Annotated in this window: 18 protein-coding genes; 8 read left to right on the top strand and 10 right to left on the bottom strand. The window is 71.9% G+C overall.

Translation table 11 applies throughout. The annotated features are described in order from the left end of the window. Positions 1–54: 54 nt before the first annotated feature. The 3 genes from LIV37_RS35880 to LIV37_RS35870 form a co-directional block, all read right to left on the bottom strand. The gene (locus LIV37_RS35880) at positions 55–693 is read right to left on the bottom strand and encodes a LysE family translocator (RefSeq protein WP_020871966.1); all 639 of its coding nucleotides are present in this window, start codon (positions 691–693) and stop codon (positions 55–57) included. Between the two features lie 371 nt (positions 694–1,064). Then, positions 1,065–1,574, bottom strand: a complete 510-nt coding sequence (locus LIV37_RS35875; RefSeq protein WP_020871965.1) for an inorganic diphosphatase — start codon at positions 1,572–1,574, stop codon at positions 1,065–1,067. Between the two features lie 83 nt (positions 1,575–1,657). Then, complete coding sequence (locus LIV37_RS35870; RefSeq protein ID WP_020871964.1) at positions 1,658–2,359, bottom strand: TetR/AcrR family transcriptional regulator; 702 nt, start codon at positions 2,357–2,359, stop codon at positions 1,658–1,660. A gap of 120 nt (positions 2,360–2,479) precedes the next feature. On the opposite strand from LIV37_RS35870, the gene LIV37_RS35865 reads away from it, so the two are divergent. From LIV37_RS35865 to LIV37_RS35855, 3 genes are read left to right on the top strand one after another with little or no spacing between them, the layout of a single operon-like run. Next, positions 2,480–3,535: a medium chain dehydrogenase/reductase family protein gene (locus LIV37_RS35865; RefSeq protein ID WP_020871963.1), complete on the top strand. Its 1,056-nt coding sequence runs from the start codon at positions 2,480–2,482 to the stop codon at positions 3,533–3,535. Then, positions 3,532–5,019 carry a carotenoid oxygenase family protein gene (locus LIV37_RS35860; RefSeq protein ID WP_020871962.1) on the top strand — a complete coding sequence of 496 codons (1,488 nt, stop codon included), beginning with the start codon at positions 3,532–3,534 and terminating at the stop codon, positions 5,017–5,019. Before LIV37_RS35865 ends, LIV37_RS35860 begins: the two co-directional genes overlap by 4 nt. After that, positions 5,016–5,696 carry a GntR family transcriptional regulator gene (locus LIV37_RS35855; protein ID WP_121824108.1) on the top strand — a complete coding sequence of 227 codons (681 nt, stop codon included), beginning with the start codon at positions 5,016–5,018 and terminating at the stop codon, positions 5,694–5,696. Before LIV37_RS35860 ends, LIV37_RS35855 begins: the two co-directional genes overlap by 4 nt. Before the next feature lie 71 nt (positions 5,697–5,767). Here LIV37_RS35855 and LIV37_RS35850 read toward each other — a convergent pair whose 3' ends face one another. The 3 genes from LIV37_RS35850 to LIV37_RS35840 form a co-directional block, all read right to left on the bottom strand. Further along, the gene (locus tag LIV37_RS35850; RefSeq protein ID WP_020871960.1) at positions 5,768–6,163 is read right to left on the bottom strand and encodes a cupin domain-containing protein; all 396 of its coding nucleotides are present in this window, start codon (positions 6,161–6,163) and stop codon (positions 5,768–5,770) included. After that, entirely contained in the window at positions 6,160–6,969 is an 810-nt protein-coding gene (locus tag LIV37_RS35845; protein ID WP_020871959.1) for a carbon-nitrogen hydrolase family protein, read from the bottom strand. Before LIV37_RS35845 ends, LIV37_RS35850 begins: the two co-directional genes overlap by 4 nt. Before the next feature lie 218 nt (positions 6,970–7,187). Continuing rightward, a complete protein-coding gene (locus LIV37_RS35840) occupies positions 7,188–8,543 on the bottom strand; it encodes an MFS transporter (protein ID WP_020871958.1) in 1,356 nt (451 codons plus the stop codon). A gap of 261 nt (positions 8,544–8,804) precedes the next feature. On the opposite strand from LIV37_RS35840, the gene LIV37_RS35835 reads away from it, so the two are divergent. Further along, positions 8,805–9,530 (top strand): DUF2848 domain-containing protein, encoded by a 726-nt coding sequence (locus LIV37_RS35835; protein ID WP_020871957.1) that lies wholly within the window; start codon positions 8,805–8,807, stop codon positions 9,528–9,530. A 162-nt stretch (positions 9,531–9,692) separates the two neighbouring features. Here LIV37_RS35835 and LIV37_RS35830 read toward each other — a convergent pair whose 3' ends face one another. After that, complete coding sequence (locus LIV37_RS35830; protein ID WP_020871956.1) at positions 9,693–10,133, bottom strand: SPW repeat protein; 441 nt, start codon at positions 10,131–10,133, stop codon at positions 9,693–9,695. 133 nt (positions 10,134–10,266) lie between these two features. Continuing rightward, positions 10,267–10,638, bottom strand: coding sequence for a 5-carboxymethyl-2-hydroxymuconate Delta-isomerase (locus LIV37_RS35825; protein ID WP_020871955.1), 372 nt, complete (start codon positions 10,636–10,638; stop codon positions 10,267–10,269). Positions 10,639–10,975: 337 nt separating this feature from the next. Between LIV37_RS35825 and LIV37_RS35820 the strand changes: the two genes are divergently transcribed. Then, a complete protein-coding gene (locus LIV37_RS35820; protein WP_020871954.1) occupies positions 10,976–11,542 on the top strand; it encodes a winged helix-turn-helix domain-containing protein in 567 nt (188 codons plus the stop codon). A gap of 89 nt (positions 11,543–11,631) precedes the next feature. Here LIV37_RS35820 and LIV37_RS35815 read toward each other — a convergent pair whose 3' ends face one another. Then, positions 11,632–13,827, bottom strand: coding sequence for an MMPL family transporter (locus tag LIV37_RS35815; RefSeq protein WP_121824109.1), 2,196 nt, complete (start codon positions 13,825–13,827; stop codon positions 11,632–11,634). 238 nt (positions 13,828–14,065) lie between these two features. On the opposite strand from LIV37_RS35815, the gene LIV37_RS35810 reads away from it, so the two are divergent. The 3 genes from LIV37_RS35810 to LIV37_RS35800 all read left to right on the top strand — a co-directional run bounded on the left by LIV37_RS35810 (position 14,066) and on the right by LIV37_RS35800 (position 18,134). Beyond that, positions 14,066–15,340, top strand: coding sequence for a sensor histidine kinase (locus LIV37_RS35810; RefSeq protein ID WP_020871952.1), 1,275 nt, complete (start codon positions 14,066–14,068; stop codon positions 15,338–15,340). Positions 15,341–15,526: 186 nt separating this feature from the next. Then, positions 15,527–16,951, top strand: a complete 1,425-nt coding sequence (locus LIV37_RS35805) for a hypothetical protein (RefSeq protein ID WP_121825069.1) — start codon at positions 15,527–15,529, stop codon at positions 16,949–16,951. Between the two features lie 16 nt (positions 16,952–16,967). Then, the gene (locus LIV37_RS35800; protein ID WP_020871950.1) at positions 16,968–18,134 is read left to right on the top strand and encodes an ARPP-2 domain-containing protein; all 1,167 of its coding nucleotides are present in this window, start codon (positions 16,968–16,970) and stop codon (positions 18,132–18,134) included. Here the strand turns inward: LIV37_RS35800 and LIV37_RS35795 are convergent. Then, entirely contained in the window at positions 18,124–19,515 is a 1,392-nt protein-coding gene (locus LIV37_RS35795) for a PT domain-containing protein (RefSeq protein ID WP_274596667.1), read from the bottom strand. The genes LIV37_RS35800 and LIV37_RS35795 overlap by 11 nt on opposite strands. Positions 19,516–19,552 lie beyond the last annotated feature (37 nt).

Below are 19,552 nucleotides of genomic sequence, written 5' to 3'. Positions count from 1 at the left end.
CGGAGGGGGGGGTCGGCGGGGCACAGCGGCCTGACCCGGACGGAGTCCATACGGCTAGTCAGCGCGGCCGGTGGCGGCGACGGTGACGCCGAGGCCGATCATGGAGAGTCCGCCGACGCCGCCGACCATGGCAAGGCGCCGCGGGGAGCGGGCGAACCAGGTGCGGGCGGTGGCCGCGGCCAGGCCCCAGACGCTGTCGGAGATCACCGCGATGGCGTTGAAGACCAGCCCGAGCAGGAGCATCTGCGGCACGACATGCCCCTGCTCGCGGTCGACGAACTGGGGCAGTACGGCGGCGAAGAACACGATCGTCTTGGGGTTGGCCACACCGACCGCGAACCCCTCCCACAGCGTCCGCAGGCCCCCGTGGGCGGGGCCGTCGCCGGTGAAGGCGGCCTGCAGCGAGCGGCGCTGCCGCACCGCCTTGACCCCCAGGTACACCAGATACGCGGCACCCACCAGCTTCAGCGCGGTGAAGACGAGGACCGAGCGCTCCACCACCGATCCGACGCCCAGTGCCACGGCCACGACCAGCGCATACGCCCCGAGCGTATTGCCGACGACCGTGGTCAGCGCGGCTCGGCGGCCCTGGGCCAGCGCCCGGCCGACCACGAAGAGCACGCTCGGACCGGGGATCACGATCAGCAGGAAGGACATGGCCGCGAAGGCTAGCAGTCGGTCGATGGACACCATGCAGCGCATCGAAGCACGCGAACGGCGCGCGGCTCCAGCGCTTTTCCCGGCCGCGTGACCCACCGGACGCGCTCCACGATCGGTGGACCTCGCCGTGAACCCCGGGCACTCTCAGGGGGATTAGTGACGTCTCGAACCACGGACCAGGCGGAACAGCCACCGGAACCACCACCGGACCCGGCGGCCGAGCGGCCCGGCGAGGGGTCGGATGGCGGAGGACCGCGCCGTGGTCCTGGTGACGCACCGGCTGGCGAACGTGGCCGTGGCGGACCGCGGGGTGCCGACGCCGCGCGAGGCGGCGCCCCGAGCGTCGGCCCTGCTCAGGGCCGGTGCCACCGGTCAGACTCAAGGGCCGGCGCCGCCGGTCTCGCTCAGGGGCTCTGGGACCGGCCGGTTTCGGCCGCGCGGGCGCGGGAGGCGGCTATCTCGGCGTAGGCCCGGTCGCGGCCCTCCCAGTGGGAGCCCTCGACGGACTTGCCGGGCTCGAGGTCCTTGTAGACCTCGAAGAAGTGGGTGATCTCCTTGCGGTCGAACTCGGGGACGTCGTCGATGTCCTGCACGCCGACGTAGCGCGGGTCATGGGCCGGGACGCAGAGAATCTTCTCGTCCGGGCCCTGCTCGTCGCGCATGCAGTACATGCCGATGGCCCGGCAGAGGATCACACAGCCGGGGAAGGTCGGCTCGGCGACGGTGACGAGGGCGTCCAGCGGATCGCCGTCCCGGCCGAGGGTGTGGTCGACATAGCCGTAGTCGGCCGGGTACTTCGTCGAGGTGAACAGCATGCGGTCCAGCCGGATCCGGCCGGTCTCATGGTCCATCTCGTACTTGTTGCGGGACCCCTCCGGGATCTCCACAACCACATCGAACTCACCCTGCTCCATCGCGGCCTCCGCTCCCCGTCGCCCTCCGGTGTCCCTCCAGTGTGCGCCGGGCCCGCCGGGCGGGCAGCTCGGACCGGGGCACCTCAGCCGCCCCGCACCAGGGCGTCGATCTCGGCCTCGAAGAGGACCGACGGATCGAAGCCCATGCCCGTGAACTGGCCTTGCACATCAAGGCTGATCACGCCGTGCAGCCGGGTCCAGGTGCGCAGCGCACGGCCCTTCAGCTCACCGCCGGGCTCCTCCCCGGGCACCCAGGAGCCCACGCCCTCGAGATGGCGCGCCAACTCGGCCTCGAGCTCGGTGAGGGGCTGCTGCCCGTGGCTCGCGGTGGCGCCGCGCGCGGCGCCGCCATCGGCATCGCCGACGGCGGAGCAGGCGTCGAAGATCGTCCGCATCATCCCGGCCGCGATCTCGGCGGTCTCCGGCGGCGCGTGGTAACCGGGCACCGGCGTGCCGTAGATGAGCAGATAGCGGTCGGGCTGGCGCTTCGCCCAGTCGCGCAGGGCGCGGGCCATGGCGCGGAAGCGGTCGGCGGGGGCGGCGTCGGCGACGGCCTGGGCGAGGGTTGCGGCCAGATCGCGGTAGGTGTCGGTGATCAGCTCGGTCAGCAGCTCGTCCCGGCTCGCGAAATAGCGGTAGAGCGCGGGGCCGGTCATCCCCATCGCCTTCGCGATGGCGTTCACCGAGATGCCCGCCGTGCCCGACTCGGCCAGCTGGGCCAGGGCCACGGCCTTGGCCTCCTCCCGGGTCTGTTTGCGGTAGCGCTCTCGCCGTGCTGTCGCCATGGACGCGCCTCCCGTGCGGGTCTTCGAATTCGGGCTTGACACCTCGAGAGTAACAGGTTCATTGTTTGGTTAGAAGTTCTCACAACAGCGAGAACACCTCACACCGAAATGAGGTCAGCCATGATCACCGAGGTCGTTCTGCCGGGTCAGGTGGAGCCCGAAGGGCTCGAGCTCCGCACCCGCCCGCTGCCCGAGCCCGGTCCCGGGCAGGCGCTGGTGGCCGTCGAGGCGTCGGGCGTCTCCTTCGCGGAGCAGCAGATGCGCCGCGGGAAGTACTACGACCAGCCGCCGTTCCCCTTCGTGCCCGGCTATGACCTGGTGGGCACGGTGGTCTCGACCGGCCCCGGGGTGGATCAGGCCCTGCGCGGGCGCCGGTTCGCGGCGCTCACGAAGATCGGCGGCTGGGCCAGTCACGCCCTCGTCGGCGCGGGCGATCTGGTGGCGGTCCCCGAGGGGGTGGACGCGGCGGAGGCCGAGACCGTGGTGGTCAACGGGATCACGGCCTGGCAGATGCTCCACCGCGTGGCCAAGGTGCGCCCCGGGATGACCGTGCTGGTCCACGGGGCCAACGGCGGGGTGGGCACCACCCTGGTCCAGCTCGCCCGCCACTCGGGCATCAAGGTCATCGGCACCGCCTCGCCCCGCCATCACGACGCGGTGCACGCGCTCGGCGCCACCCCGCTCGACTACCGCGATCCGGATCTGCCCGCCCGGGTGCGGGCATTGGCGCCGGGCGGGGTCGACGCGGTCTTCGACCACATCGGCGGCGAGGGCATCGTGGACTCCTTCCGGCTGCTCGCCCGCGGCGGCACGCTGGTCTCCTACGGCACGGCGGCCACCCGGGACGTCCCCGGCTCGTCCAAGGCCCCGGTGCTCAAGCTGCTCGCCCGGCTGACCCTGTGGAACCTGCTGCCGAACGGACGGCGGGCGCACTTCTACAACCTCTGGGCCGGGCGGCGGCGCCTGGCCGCCTTCCAGGGGCGGATCCGCGCCGACCTGGGGCAGGTGCTGGAGCTGATGGCGAAGGGCGAGTTCACCGCACTGGTGGCGGCGAGGATCCCGCTTTCCGACGCCGCGAAGGCGATGCGGCTGGCCGAGTCCGGCACGGTCGCCGGAAAGGTGGTCCTGGTCGCGGACGAGGACACCCGCCGGAGCGGCGAGGAGGGCACGCGATGAGCGACCGGTTCTTCAACGCATCAGCCAACCCCGCCAAGCCCGCCAAGCCCGCCAAGCCGCCCTATCTCAGCGGCCATTACGCCCCGGTGGGGCTGGAGTCCACCATCTGGGGCCTCACCGTGCACGGCTCCCTGCCTCCCGAGCTGACCGGCCGCTATCTGCGCAACGGCCACAATCCCCCGCCCGGAGTGGTGCCCTCGCACTGGTTCAAGGGCAGCGGCATGGTCCACGGGCTCCGGCTGTGCGAGGGAAGAGCGGAGTGGTACCGCAACCGCTGGGTGCGCACACCGGCCCTCCACGACGCCAAGGCGGCGGCCGCGGGCGGCGAGGGCGCGGCCGCGGGTGACGGGGGTGCGGACGGCGCGGAGGATCTCGCCGCAAGCGTCGCCGGCACCCATGTGATCGAGCACGCGGGCCGCATCCTGGCCCTCCAGGAGGCCAACCTCCCCTATGAGTTGACCCCCGAGCTGGCCACCGTCGGCGCCTATGACTTCGGCGGAAAGCTGAACCGGGCCATGACGGCACACCCCAAGGAGGATCCGGTCACCGGGGAGCTGCACTTCTTCTCGTACTCCCCGTTACCGCCCCACCTCGTCTACTACGTGGCGTCCCGCGACGGCCATATCGTGCGCGAGGAGACCATAAAGGGCGCGGGGCCCTCGCTGATGCACGACTTCGGGCTGACCGAGCGCCATGTGGTGTGGCTGGATCTGCCGGTCGTCTTCGACCCCGCCGAGCGGTCCGGGATCCCCTACCGCTGGTCCGACGGCTACCGGCCGCGCATCGGGATCATGCCGCGCACCGGGCCGCCCCGAGTCACCTGGTGCGAGGTGGAGCCCGGCGCCCTGCTGCACATCGCCAACGCCTATGAGGATCCGGCGGGCCGCGTCGTCATCGAGGGGCCGCGCTATGACCGCACCGCCTGGGAGACCTCCTGGAAGTGGTGGACCGGCGCCCCGGGCCACGCCGCCGTTCCGCTGGTCGGCTCCCTGCACCACCGCTGGATCCTCGACCCCGCCTCGGGCAGCGCGTGGGAGGAGCCGCTGGACGACCTGGTCACCGAGTTCCCCACGATCAACGACAGCGTGCTGGGGCGGCCCAGCCGCTATGCCTACGCCGTCGCCTTCCCCGGGAGCGGACTGGAGGAGTACGCACTGGTCAAGTACGACGCGGCCACCGGGGCCCGGCAGACAGCGCCGGCCGGACCGGGCCGGATGCCCGGGGAGGCCGTGTTCGTGCCCGCAGCCGGGAGCACTGACGGACACCCGGGCGAGGCGTCCGGGGACGGTGGAGGGAGCGAGGACGACGGCTATCTGCTGACCATCGTCAGCGATCTCCGCCGTGCCGCCTCCGAGCTGATCGTCCTGGACGCCCGGGACATCACGGCCGCCCCCGTGGCCACCGTGGAGCTGCCCCACCGCGTCCCGGCGGGCATCCACGGCTCCTGGATACCCGACCTCCCCGACGCTGCCGCCGGTCCATGATAATTTTCGTATACGAGTTGTATGCGAAGCAGCATGGGGGCCCAGTGCCAGCGCAGTCCGGACGAGAAAAGGCGTACGAGTTCCTCAAGGAGACCGTGCTGACCGATCCCGACATGCAGGGCAGGTTCCTCACCGAGCAGGAGATCGCCGACCGGATCGGCATCTCGCGGACCCCGATCCGCGAGGCCCTGCTCCTGCTGGCGGCCGAGGATCTGGTCCAGCTGGTCCCCAAGCGGGGTGCGCATATCGCCCCGCTCTCCGGCCGGGAGATCACCGAGCTGATGGAGCTGCGCGGGATCGTGGAGCGCCATGCCGCCGAGCGGACCATCGAGGCGGGCACGGTGCCGGTCGAGAAGCTGACGGAGCTGCTGGAGCGGCAGCGCGAGCTGATGGGGCCGGAGCAGGCCAAGGAGTTCATCGCCGTCGACCACCTCTTCCACGCGACCATGATCGCCGCGGTGGGCAATGAACTCCTCAACCGGCACTACGACGGGCTGCGCAGCCGCCAGATCCGGGCCGGGGTGGTGGCCCTCTACACCCAGACCGGCCGCCAGGAGGAGGTGCTCGGCGAGCACCGGGCGATCCTGGACGCGGTGGCCTCCGGGGACCCGGAGGCGGCCCGTGCGGCGATCAGCGCCCATCTGGGGTCGACGCTGAAGGTACTGCTCGCCGGTTGAGCCACCACCCGGGACTGAGCCACCGGCCGGGGTGAGACACCGCCCAAGGGTGCGTCAGCGCCCAGGGTGCGTCAGCGCCCGGCCGTTGCCTCCGGATAGGTGATCACCAGCATGGTGACGCCCTCCTCGGAGACCCAGGGGCCATGCGGCATCCCCGGCGGCCGGCAGGCGTAGAAGCCGCTCGAGAAGGTCTCCCCCAGGGTCAGATCGCGCATGCTGCCCTCGAGGAGATAGACCTCCTCCCAGCCGTCGTGGCGGACCACCCCGGACGGGGAGGTGTCCGTCCCCGGCTCCCAGCGCACCAGGGCGGTGGTGTGGGTGCCGCTGCCGTCCGCGGCCAGGATCTGTTCGCTCACCCCCACGGCCGCGCCCGGCGGCCGCTGCCAGGGCGCGGCGGGCAGATGGAACTCGTGCTCCGGCTTGGCCCCGCCGGTGCCGCTCGCGGCCGTACGCCCGGCCTCGCTCATGACTGTCCGCCCAGCTTGCGGTTGGCCAGCACGGACACCGTGCGGCGCACGGCGGTGACCTCCTCGGTGTCCACCTCCCCCACCAGCAGCCCAGGCCCCGCGTCCAGCCGCTCCCGTACGGTGCCGTCGGGGCCGATCAGGGCGCTGTGGCCGATACCGGTGGGGGCGGAGGACGCGGCGGTCAGGCCGGACGCCTCCGGGTCGGCCTGGCCCACGGCCGCCAGCCATACGGTGGCGTCCAGCGCCCGCGCCCGGGTCAGCAGCTCCCACTGTTCGCGCTTACCGGGCCCCGCGCCCCAGGAGGCGGGCAGCAGGGAGAGCACCGCGCCCGCGTCGGCGTGGGCCCGGAAGAGCTCGGGGAACCGTACGTCGTAGCAGGTGGCCAGGCCGATCCGGACGCCGTCGAGGTCGAAGGTCACCACCTCGGAGCCCGGGGCCACGGTCTTGGACTCGGCGAAGCCGAAGGCGTCATACAGATGGATCTTGTCGTAGGAGGTCTCCACCCCCGGGCCGGTGGCCAGCAGGGTGTTGGTCACCCGGCCGTCGGGCGCCGGGGTGAACATCCCGGCCACGACCACCAGCCCGGCGTCCTTCGCGATCTGCCGGACCTCGGTGGCCCAGGGGCCGTCCAGCGGTTCGGCGATGGGGCCGAGCCGGGTGCCGAAGCAGGCCATGGCCGCCTCCGGGAAGGCGACCAGACGCGCCCCGGCGTCCGCCGCCCGCTGGGTCTCCTCGCGCAGCAGGGCGAGGTTCGACGCCGGGTCCGGGCCCGTGGTGATCTGGCTCAGTGCGATGCGGAGGGGCATGGCGGGTGCTTGCCTCATTTCCTGGTCGGAGGGTCGGAGGGTCGGAGCGCGGCCCTGGTCGGGAGCGTCGGAGTGCGGTCGGGGTTCGTGATCTCGGCAGGGTACGCGGCCCCATCCCGCCCCTTCCCCGGTACGGCTCGCTTTACAGCTCCACGCAGCGGGGCGGGCGGGACAGGACCGGACGGGACAGGACCGGACCGGACGGGGCAGGACCGCGGTCAGGACACGGTCGTGGAGACGGTGTGGCCGACGGGGAGCGGCTCCGGCTCCTCCTCCTCGGCGGTCGACGGGTCCCGGCCCAGCCAGAGGCCCGCCACCGTGACCGCGGCGGTGATCGCGATGTAGACGGCCAGCGGCACCCAGGCGTGGTAGGCCCCGAGCAGCGTGGTGAAGAGCAGCGGCGCGATCGCGCCGCCGATGAGCCCGGCGAGGGTGTAGGCGAGCGAGGAGCCGGTGTAGCGCAGCCGGGGGGAGAACTGCTCGGCGATGAAGGCCGCCTGCGGCCCGTACATCAGCGAGTGGATCACCAGCGCGCCGACGACGCCGAGGGTGAGCAGCGCCCAACTGCCGTCCGCGACCAGCGGGAAGAACAGGAACGGCCAGACCCCGGCGGCCACCGCGGCGCCCACGTACAGCAGCCGCCGGTTGACCCGGTCCGAGAGCGCCCCGGCCAGCGGGATGAGCACGATCTGCAGCGAGGAGCCGATCAGCACGGCGGTGAGCGCCGAGCCGCGTGACATGTCGAGTTCATTGGTGGCGTAGGTGAGCACGAAGACGGTGAACATCGCGTACAGCACATCGGGCGCGACCCGGCTGAGGATCGCGGCGGTCAGCGCCCTCGGCTGGGTGGTGAACACCTCGCGCAGCGGCGCCTCCGGGCGGTCCTGCGCGGCCTCCATCGCCTTGAAGACCGGGGTCTCCTCCAGCTTGGCGCGGATCCACAGCCCGAACACCACCAGGAGCCCGGAGAGCAGGAACGCCACCCGCCAGCCCCAGCTGGTGAACTGGTCCTCCGTCAGCGTCGCGCCCAGCGCGGCCAGGACTCCGTTGGCCAGCAGATTGCCCGCCGGCGGGCCGACCTGCGCGGCGGAGGCGTAGAAGCCACGCCGCCGCGGATCGCCGAACTCGCTGGACAGCAGCACCGCGCCGCCCCACTCGCCACCGACGCCGACGCCCTGCGCGAAGCGCAGCAGCACCAGCGCGGCCGGGGCCGCGACGCCGACCGTGGCGTAGGTGGGCAGCAGCCCGATCAGCAGGGTGGCGCCGCCGATGAGCACGAGCGTCGCGATGAGCACCTTCTTGCGGCCGATGACATCGCCGAGCCGCCCGAAGACGAAGCCGCCCAGCGGCCTGGAGACATAGCCGACGGCGTAGGTGGAGAACGCCAGCAGGGTGCCGGTGGTGGGGTCCTTGGAGGGGAAGAAGAGATCGCCGAAGACCAGGGCCGCGGCGGCGGAGTAGACGGCGAAGTCGTACCACTCCAGGGCGGTGCCGGTGAGGCTGGCGACGAAGGCGCGACGGACCCCGGACCGGTCGGCCCGGGGTGGCGGTGCGCTCGATGCGGTGGGCTGCATATTCCGTCCTCGAGGTGGTGCATGAGGCTTACGGGATGGTACGTGGCGTTTTCGTGGTGGTGCGAGGGGTGGGGGTTGCGCGGATCGACCTTCCGGCATACTTCTTGTATACCAAGCGTATGCGCAACCCCTCCGGAGGAAGTTAACCGCTTCGAAACCGCGAAAAGCGCGGTCCCCGCGCCAGCGGGTGACCGCTCGGCAAGCACAGAAACCGCAGATCGCCCCCACAAGCCCCACCGCGCCCTGGAGAGCACAGCACCCATGACAACGAAGCCGTCGCAGCCCGCAGCACAGTCCGCCCCGTCCTCGCTCACCTTCGAACTCCCCGATGGCTCCCTGCACCACGTGGAGGTCGTCCAGGTGCTCAACGCGGGCTACGCGGGACGCAGCCAGGAGGACGTGGCCGCCCATGTGGCCGAGCTCGCCGAGCTGGGCGTGCCCGCACCCTCCGTGACGCCCGCCCTCTACCCGGTCGCCCCCTATCTGGCCCAGCAGACCGGCCGCGTCAGCGTCCAGCACTCCCGCACCTCGGGCGAGGCCGAGTGGGCGCTGGTCGTGGCCGCGGACGGGGAGCTGCTGCTGACCGCGGCCTGCGACCACACCGACCGGGAGCTGGAGGTCCACGGCGTGGCCTGGAGCAAGAACGCGGCCCCCGACGTGCTGGCCACCCGCGCCTGGCGGCTGTCCGATGTGGCGCCCCGCCTCGACGACCTGACGCTCCGCGCCTGGGTCACGCACGACGGCGAGGAGACCGAGGTGCAGAGCGGCACCCTGGCCGAGCTGCTGCCGCCCGCGTACTGGGTCGAGGTGCTGCGCGAACGCGGTGACCTGGTGCCCGGCACCGTGTTGATCTCCGGCACCATCCCGATGGCCGAGGGCGTGGACCAGTTCGCCGGGCGCTGGCGGGTGGAGCTGGGCGACCCGGCCACCGGCCGGACCATCGAGTGCTCCTACGACGTGGTCCCGCTGCCCGAGCCGATCGGCTGAGGCCCGCGCAAGAGCACGCGGCGGAGCACGCGCGGGAGCCCCGCACCAGAGCCCGCAGCGGAGCGGGGTCAACGCGCGAAGGCCGTCCGCCGCACGACCCCGAAGGGTATGCGGTGGACGGCCTTCGCCGTTGTCCAGACGGTTCGGTGATTCAGCGTCCGGTCAGGTTTCCCTGCCCTTCCGCATCACCATGCCGGCCGCGATCAGGCCGAACAGGCAGGTGATGGCACCCACGACGACATTGTTCACGATCATCCCGGCATCGGCGCCCCGGGCGACCACCCAGGGGGAAATGATCATCCATACGCCGATCGCGGACATGGCCCAGCACAGGCTGTACATCCTCCTCGGCGCCGTGGTGAGGCCGAGACCCAGCAGGGCGATGGTGATACCGAGGACGAGGTTGTTGACCATGAGGTTGGGGCTGGTGCCCGAGAAGTGCACCACCCAGGGAGAGATGGCGAAGTACAGACCGGCGAGAAGCACCGGCCCGTCGAGGAAGACAACGTCCCGCGCGTCCATCATGCGTGCGTAGCGCTCCCGCATCTCGGACACGTCGGGGTGGCCCGTTATATCGCCTCTCGCACGTGAGACGTCGGCCATTCGACTCGCCTCCTTCGATCCATGCAAGTCTGACCGCACAGTGCGGTAAAAACACCGCACCCCCATTGTGCGCCTCACCTTGGCATATAGGTAGATGCCGGATTTGCACTTAAAGGTGTATCGTGCGCCTCCGTCAGGCGGGATGGGCCGCCTCATGCTTCTGGTAGCAGTCCCGGTCGAGATCCCGCACGTCAACGGTGGTCTGCACGGTCAGCCCCGGCACCGGCGAGACATGGGCGCGCGCCACCTCCACCACCGCGGCGGACAGCTCCCGCTTGGTCTCCGCGTCGCGCCCGGACAGGATCGACACCTCGATGTGGATCATGGCGAGGCCCTCGGCGCCGTCCGCGAGATGGGCCTCCTCTATCCGCCGGAACCGGGTCTTGCAGCCCGCCACCGCCGTGTCGACGGTCTTGGCGACCACCGGGTGCAGTGCGGCACCGAACCCGGGGCGGTCGAACGCGTCGGTCAGGGTGTCGGAGTATTCGACGACGATGTGCGGCATGGGCTTGCGCTCCTCAAGGGGTACGCGGCGGCCTGCGGGGCTTTCCGCGCGGGGCCTCTTACCGGGGCATCGTCGCACCTCTTCCCGGTCAACGGCCGAGCGCCCCGGGCCCGGTATCTGCTTCAATAGGGCCATGGCCAGCCTCCATGACATCGCGACGGGTCGTTACGACCTCGAGCCGTTCTGGCCGTCCCGGCAGGCGCACCACTTCGACCGCGAGTGTTGCCGCGCATCCGATGCGCGGGCCCGCTCGCTCGGTCGCTGACCTCTCCGCCCGGCCGCCCAGCCCGCGCGCACGACGTCCACTGACGCCCTCTCGCGCGAAAGAGCTGACCTCATGACGAACCTCCGTGGCCTGTCGTCCGCCTCCGCGGCCCCGACCGGCCCATCCCTGCCACCCGCCCGCCAGCGGCTGCGAGCCGTCGCACCCGACGAGGTGCCACCGGTCGCCGAGCTGCTGCACCCCGGCGCCACCTGGCTGCCCGCTCCCCCGCACACCGTGCCCGCACTCCCCGGCCATCCGCCGATGGTCGGCTATCTGGTGCTGGTCCCGGCCGACCGGCAGGTGCCCGAGGCGGCGGGCCCGCCCACGGAGGGGGTTCCGGCGGTGTCGGGTGACGAGCTGATCCGGATCGACCCCGACCAGCGCACCGCCGAGATCGCCGGGCGGCCGCTGGACCTGACGTACCTCGAGTTCGAGCTGCTGAGCCATCTCGTCGCCCATCCGCACCGGGTGCACACCCGCGACCAGCTGGTGACCACGGTGTGGGGTTACGGCCATGTCGGCGACGGTCGGACCGTCGATGTCCATGTGGCCCGGCTGCGCCGCAAGATGGGCGCCGAGCACCGGGGGACGATCGTGACGGTGCGGCGGGTGGGGTACAAGTACGTGCCCACCGTCTGAACGCATCCGTGAACCCATGACGCCCGTCGTGGCGGGCAGGCCAGGAGCCTGTCCGCCACGGCGGGCGCATGTGGTGCGGGTCCGCGGCCTCAGCGACCCGCCCCCACCAGCGGCGGCCGCGGCCGCTCCACCGGCTCCTCGCCGTGGCTCACGTTCGGCAGCCACCGCAGGGCGCGCGGCAGATACCAGTTGCGCTCCCCGAGCAGCGCCATCACCGAGGGCAGCAGCACCATCCGCACCAGCGTGGCGTCCACCAGCACCGCGACCGCGAGCCCGACGCCCATCTGCTGCATGTCCTGCATCCGCAGCAGCGCGAAGACCGCGAACACGGCGACCATGATGGCGGCCGCCCCGGTGACCGAGCCCGCCGTCGTCCGGATGCCCTCGCGGATCGCGTCCCGGGTGGTGAGCCCCCGCTCATGGGCCTCCCGGATCCGCGAGACCACGAACACGTGGTAGTCCATCGACAGTCCGAAGAGGATGACGAGGACGAACAGCGGCATCCACCCCTCGATCGCCCCGGCCGGCTCCATCCCCAGCCACTCCGCGCCCCAGCCGTGCTGGAAGACGGCGGTCATCGTGCCGTACGCGGCACCCACCGACAGCAGGTTGAGCAGGATCGAGACGATCGCGATCGGCAGCGACCGGAAGCAGAGCAGCATCAGTACGAAGGTCACGGCGGCGATGAAGAGGAAGACCGGTGCGATGTCGGTCTTCAGCTGGTCGTTGAAGTCGCGGCTGGAGGCGAGCTCACCGGTCACGTACACCTGGTCGGAGACCGGTCCGAGGACCCTCGGCACCAGGTCCTCCTTGAGGGTGTCCAGGGCGCGCCGGGAGGTGGCGTCCTGACCGTCCCCGGCGAGCGGCACCTCGATCCGGGCCACCCCCTCCGTACGGTGCGCCTCGACGTCGACCGTCTTCCCGAACCGTCCGGACGCGGCGAGCTCCTTCTTGAAGTCCGCCACGGCCGCGTCGAAGCGGGCGGAGCCGACCTCGTCGGAGCGCAGCACCACCTCGGCCGGGGCGGGGCCGCCGGGGAAGGAGCCGGTGATCTCCTGGTACGCCACGGTGATGGGGGCGTCGGAACCGAACTGCTTCTCCAGGCCGAGCTGTTCGGTCTTCATCCCGACGGCGGGCGCGCACAGCACCAGCAGCAGTACGCCCGATACGGCGGCGAACAGCTTCGGCCTGGCCAGGACCGGCCGCATCAGCCTGCCGGAGAGGCCACCGCTGGCGTGCACGCCCTTCTTCCGGCGGCGGTTCAGCAGCGGCACCCGCCCGGCGTCGATCCGGTCGCCCAGCCAGGACAGCATCGCGGGCAGCACGGTCACCGAGCCGAGCATCGCCATCAGCACGACCAGGATGGTGGCCACCGCGAAGCCGTGGAACAGCATCAGCCCGGACAGGAACATCCCGGCCATCGCCAGCATGACCGTGACCCCGGAGATCAGCACCGCCCGGCCGCTGGTGGCGGCCGCGATCCGCAGCGCGGTCCCGGCGTCCCGGCCCGCGGCCCGCTCATCGCGCTCCCGCCGCAGGTAGAACAGCGAGTAGTCGACGCCGACTGCCAGGCCCACCAGGAACATCACCGAGTTGGTGGAGTCGAACAGGGGCAGCTGGTGGCTGACGAGGGCGAGCAGTCCGAAGGTGCCGACGCAGGCGGTCACCGCGAGCAGCACCGGCAGCAGCGCGGCCACCAGCGCCCCGAAGACCACCAGCAGGATGCCCAGCGCCAGCGGTACGGCGGTCAGCTCGGCCTTCTTGAAGTCGTCGGTCAGCATGTCGTCGAGCCGATGCTGGGCGGTGGCGTCGCCGAACTCGTAGGCCACGACGCCCCGATGGGCCGATTCGGTCTTCTCCACCGCCTCGACGACGGGACCGACCCGCTCCCCGGCCGTATCCGGGTCGCCCTTCATCTCAAAGCTGATCAGTGCCTCCCGTCCGTCCTCCGAGCGCACCGGGGGCTGGACGCGCACCGTCTCGCCCGTACGCTCCAGCCGCGCCAAGAGGTCGCGGGCCGCGTCCCGCCAGGCGTCCGGGCGGTCGCCGCGCAGCATCACCATCTCGCCGGCCGGGGTCTGGAGGCCCGCGTCCTCCAGGATCTTCTCGGCGCGTGCGGAATCGCCCGTACTGTTCTCGGAGTTGGTCATCTGCCGGGACCCCGACATTCCCCCGACCACGGCGACGACCACGACGAACAGCAGCCATCCGACGATCGCGGTCTTGCGGTGGCGGATGCTCCACCCACCCAGCCGCACGGCCAGGCCCTTCCTCGTTGCGCTCATGGCGTCTCTCCCCGTGAGGTACGGACGGAACAGGTCATGCCACGACGCTAGAAAACCGCAGGTCCGCGCCCCAGCCGGGCAGCCACCCTGTCGCCGAGCCATAGGGCGAGGCGGGGAGGTGGTGCCAGGTACACCCCGGGACGGTGTCCGGCCCCCGTGCCCGGGCGGCAGGCCGCTGACACACTGAGATGGCCCGCCGGTGCGGGCACGACATTCCGACCAGCGAGGGGGAAGCCGGATGAGGGCACGTGGAGCGCTGACGGCCTGCGCACGGGGGTTCGCCGTCTCCTGGCTCGCGCTGGTGTCGATCACCCTGTCCGTGCTGACGATCGTGTCGATCAGCTTCATCTCACTGGGCATCGGGGTGTTCACCACCCCTCCGCTGATCCGCGCGGTGCGGGCGCACGCCAATCGGCGCCGGCTGCTGGCCGCCTCCTGGTCCGATGTGCGGATCCAGCTGCCGTACCGCCCGCTGCCGGCCGATCGGCGCTCCGGGGTCACCGGCCAGGTCGAGCTGTGCACCTTCCTGCTGAAGGACCCGGCCACCTGGCGCGATCTGCTGTGGCTCCAGGTCGACATGACGGCCGGGTACGCCATCGCGCTGCTGGCCTTCGCCTTCATGCCGTACGGGCTCGAGGGGTTCGTACTGGCCGCCGGGGTGTGGCAGCCGATCGTGGACGCGGGCGGCACGTACTGGTACGCGTTCCTGCCCATCGACTCGCTGGGCACCGCCCTGCTGGCCGTCCCGGTCGGCGTCGGCTTCATCGCCCTCGGGTCGGTCCTCTCCCCTGTCCTGCTGCGCGGCCACTTCCTGCTGGCGCGCTCCTTCCTGGACCCGACCCCGCACATGGCGCTCGAGCAGCGGGTGCTGCGGCTCACCGAGACCCGGCACGACGCCGTGGACACCTCCGCCGCCGAACTGCGCCGCATCGAGCGCGATCTGCACGACGGCGCCCAGGCCCGGCTCGTGGCGATGGGCATGAGCCTGGGCACCGTGGAGGCGCTGATCGAGAAGGACCCGGCCAGGGCCAGGGAGCTGCTCGCCGCGGCCCGTACGAACTCCGCCGAGGCCCTGGCCGAACTGCGCGACCTGGTCCGCGGCATCCATCCGCCCGTACTGGCCGAGCGCGGCCTGGGGGACGCGGTGCGCGCGCTGGCGCTGCGGATGGCGGTGCCGGTGGAGGTGGACGTGGACCTCACGGGCCGCCCCGACGAACCGGTCGAGTCCGCGGCGTACTTCGCGGTCAGCGAGGTGCTGACCAACGCGGCCAAGCACGCGGGGGCGTCGCGGATGTGGGTGGACATCCACCACCAGGACGGCATGCTGCGCGTCACCGTGACCGATGACGGCCGCGGCGGCGCGGAGATCACCCCGGACGGCGGGCTGAGCGGCGTCGAGCGGCGGCTGGGCACGTTCGACGGGGTCCTCGCGGTCAGCAGCCCGGCCGGCGGGCCCACCATGGTGACGATGGAGATCCCCTGCGTCCTCTCGGCACAGGGCGCCGCCCGATGACCCACCGCCGGGGAAAATCCGGCGGCGGGACGCGCCGCGCCGGTGTTAGCGTGCCGATGCCGGCCGCGGGACTCCGGTGCGACTTCCGGAACCCGCCTGCTAAGCGACGATTCGCAGTTCGTGCCCCCATTCCCCGGCCGGCTCCCGCACCCCGTCGCCGGAGGCCCCATGGAGACGCTGGCCGATATGGAGACGCCGGCCGACCTGGTCGCGGCCGAGGACGTCCTGCTCTTCGTGAACGCGGCCATCACCTCGACCGGCCAGCGGGAATTCCACTCCGACGCGGGCGAGCAGCGCATGTCGCTCGACTTCCTGCACTCCTACATGCTCGGGAACTACCGGGATCTGTACGCGGCGACCCTCGCGCTGAACATCAATGACCACAACGCGGCGCTCATCGTTCGGCGGCTGCTGGAGAGCGCCAAGGAGGCCACACCGGAACAGCGCCGGACCGAGGGCCGGCTGATCGCCCGGCGTCTCGCCGCCCTTCCGCCGCCCCGGGTCTACCGGCTGTTCCGCGGGCTGCGCCGGGCCGGGGTCAACAACCGCCGCACCCGCGCCATCGTGCGGGACTGGCTGGCGGCCCGCCCCGATCCGGCGTTCGACGCGGTGAAGTACCGGGGGGCGGTCAAGTCGGCCGTCCGCCACGCGCATCTGCGGCTCGACGGCGACCTCGGCCCGTTCCTCTTCGAGCCGGTCGGCCGCCGGAGCGAGGGGTTCGGCTCCCCGCTGCTGGAGGCGTGGCGCCGCGCCCACTACGAGCAGTCCGCGGTGTACGACCTCCCGTACACCGTCGCCGAGGGCTTCGCCGCCAAGCACGGCATCGACCGCGAGGTCTTCCTGGAGCGGATCGCCCCGCGGCTCACCCGGCTGGAGCGGCTGCGGCTCCAGGGCGCGGCCCGCGCGGCCGGGGCCGACTCCGTACGGGCGGATCCGGCCACCATGCCGCTGACCCGGCTGGCGACCTATGTGCTCTCGCTCCCGCTGGACGAACGGGCCGCGCGCCGCGTCGAGTTGACCGCCGCGCTGCGCGCCGCCGCACGGCGCGCGGCGGGCACCCGGGCCGGTACCTGGGGCCGGGTCGCGGCGGTCCTCGACGACAGCTTCTCGTCGTTCGGCTCCACGCGGAAGCGGCGCCGCCCGCTCGCCGTCGCGCTCGGCTGTCACTTCCTGCTGGAAGCACTGGCCGAGGAGTTCATTCCGCTGTGGTTGTCGGGCGGCCGGGATCCGCTGACGCGGTATCCGTACGGCCCCACCCCGCTCGGCGAGCGGATCCTGGACGCGCTGGAGCACCGGCCGGACCGGCTGCTGATCGTCTCCGACGGCTGGGACAACGCACCGCCCGGACTGGCCGGAGAGGTGCTGCGCGTCTGGCGCGCCCGCCTCGACCCCGGCCACCGCACCGCTGTGGCGCACCTCAACCCGGTCTATGACGCGGAGGGCTTCGACGTACGGCGGCTGGCGCCGGGCGTGCCCACGGCCGGGGTGCGGGACGCGGAGGACCTGCCGACGCTGGTGGAGTTCGCGCGGTTCGCGGAGGGGCGTACCGGCCTGGCCGAATTGCGGGCGCATCTCGACGCCCGGGTGCGGCACTTCCTGGACCGGCCATGACCGAAGGAACGGAGCCATGACCACCACCACGACGCTGGAGCTCACCGGGCTGACCGCCCTGCCCGCCCAGACCTGGGGCGCGATCCGGCTGGTGCCCCTGGTCCGGGACGAGCCGATCGCCGATCTGCGGCTGGACGCCCGGCTCTACGGCGACGACCTCGCCGCCGTCGCGCTCGACCGGCGCACGGCGTACTACGCCTACATTCCGCATGGTTTCGTCGCCACCTGGACGGCCGACGGGACCCCGGCCGCGGCGTACGGCACCCGGCTGCGGCAGGGGGACGAGCGGCGGGCCGGCCCGCCGCCGTGCGTCTCCCTCCGCTTCCACCGCCGGATGGCGCGCCGCGTCGACCGCGACCGGCTGCGCTTCCTCCCCCTGCACCTCGCGCTGGAGGGCTATCTCGCCCTGCACTTCGGCGGCCCGGCGGTGGTGTGGGAGGAGTGGTCGCACCGGGCGGTCAGTACCGGTCTGTCGCCGCGGGTCGAGCAGGCGTACACCGGCGCCGAGGTGGCGGGGCTCGGCGACGCGCTCCGGGTCTTCGAGATCCACCCGGGCCAGTGCGGGGTGCTGCTCTACGCCGCCGACGCGCTCGCCGCCGCCTTCGTCGTACCGCATCCGGACGACTACCGCGCCCTGCATCCGTCGCTGCTGCACGATCTGTACGGGGAGCTGGTGTACCACTACGCGACGCTGTACGGGCCCGTGCCCGACTTCCGGGCGCGGATAGCGGACGGCGCGGTGTACTCGCTGGCCGGGCTGCGCGCCGAGGCGGCCCGGCAGCGGGCGGAATGGGCGGACTTCCACACCACCGCGCTCGCGGGTGGGCTGCTGGACACCGCGTACGAGGTCCAGCGGGTGCGCCGGATGGGGCCGTTCGCCCTGTCCCGCTTCCTGCCGCCGTTCCACCGCCGGGCCGAGCAGCACATCGGCGAGACCATCACCCACGAGGACGGCCGCCTCGCCTACCTCAAGACCTTCCGCCTCTCCGAGGCCCAGACCCGGCGCGGCCATCTGCTCACCCTTCTCGCCGCCCACGACTGGCACTTCGGCGCGACTGCCGACGCCCTGGGGGTGAGCCGCGACCAGCTCGCCTCCCGTGTGGAGCACGCGGGGTTCGGCGCGCTGCTGCGCCAGGACATACGCGACCACTACCGCGCGGCGGCGCGCGCGCTCAGTCAGTGATGTACCAGTCGTCCTTCATGTACTCCAGGGTGCTGGTCCCGATCTCGTTTTCGGAGAAGGTGACGGAGGCCTTGACCGCCGCGGCCGGGATGTCGAACTTGTCGGGGCCTCGTACGACGACCTTCTGCGGATCGACCGTCGCGGTCTGCAGAGCCTTCTTCTGCGTAGGCGAGATCATCTGGAACGTGACGAGGAACGTGGACGTGCACGGACCGAACCCCTGGTCCTCCGCCTGCTTCGCCGCGGGCCCGGCCACCTCGCAGACCGTCTTGATGTCCTCCCGGCCCACGGCGTGCAGATACTCCTCGTACCGCCGGATCGCCCCTTCCTTCGTCCTGGGCGCGGCCTGGTCCGTGGGCTGGTCCGTGGGCTGTTCCGTGGGCTGTTCCGTGGGCTGGTCCTTGGGCGGATCCGTCGGCGGCTTGTCGGCGGGCCCGCAACTGTCGTTGGTGAAGATGCCCGACAGCAGACGCCCCGGGCGCGGGCCCATCGGCCCGTTGAATCCGCTCACATGCTGCTGCGACCCCCACCACCCGGCGTACCCCCACCAGGGCTCGCGGTTGACGGGGCGGGCGTGCTCCCAAGTGCGCCACTCGGCGCCGCCCTTCGAGGGCCGGTCGAGCGTGCCGTTCACCCACTGGTTCTTATCGGTCGGATAGGAGCCGTGTGAACCACGCGCCGAGTACACCGTCGGATGTCCGTCCTGCGGATCCAGTTCCGACCACTTCACACTGCACGTGTCCTTGCCGTGCTTCGCGAACGTCACCGCCTCCGGCTTGCCGTCGCGCAATTGGACCGCGACGCGCTCCCAGTCGCCCTCGTGCCGGTTGCCCGGGGTCAGGTTGTTGTAGGCGTAGAAGAACCAGAAGACGTACGCCGCGCGCTTCGGGTCGGTCTTGTGGTTGTGGTACTCCCAGTAGACCGGCGCGTCAGTGCCCTCACCCTTCCGCACCTCCTTCGGCGGGTCGAGATAGAAACCGCCGTCGGCCTCGGTCGAGGTGTGCCACTTGTCCCCGTGCCCGGGGCAGGACACCGGCTTGGACGAGGACTTCCCCGGCTGCACGTCCGCGTGCTTGTAGGGATTGTCCTTACTCCCCAACTGCCGCGGGTCGGGCGGATCGGCCACCGGCCCCTCGTCACGGCAGAAGCCATCGTGGTCGAAGCGCAGCGCGGACCGCCCGATGAACCGCGTCGCGTCCATCGGCAACAGCGACTCCCCCTTGGCCAGCCGCACCAACGGCGCGAACCGCGCGGCCTCGGCCGCGGACCCCTTCGAAGGCTCCGCCCCCGTCCACTCCTTCTCCTTCTCCGGCCCGCACGCCACCAGCGCCACCGAAAGCGACACCGCCACGCCCACCGTCACCCGCATCCGACCCAGCACCGGCTCCCCCTTCGTTCACCCGCCACCGGCCGGCAGC

Source organism: Streptomyces rapamycinicus NRRL 5491, assembly GCF_024298965.1.
Taxonomy (GTDB): Bacteria; Actinomycetota; Actinomycetes; order Streptomycetales; family Streptomycetaceae; genus Streptomyces; species Streptomyces rapamycinicus.
The sequence above is the reverse complement of the archived record's forward strand: the minus strand, read 5'-3'. Positions and strand labels throughout refer to the sequence as shown.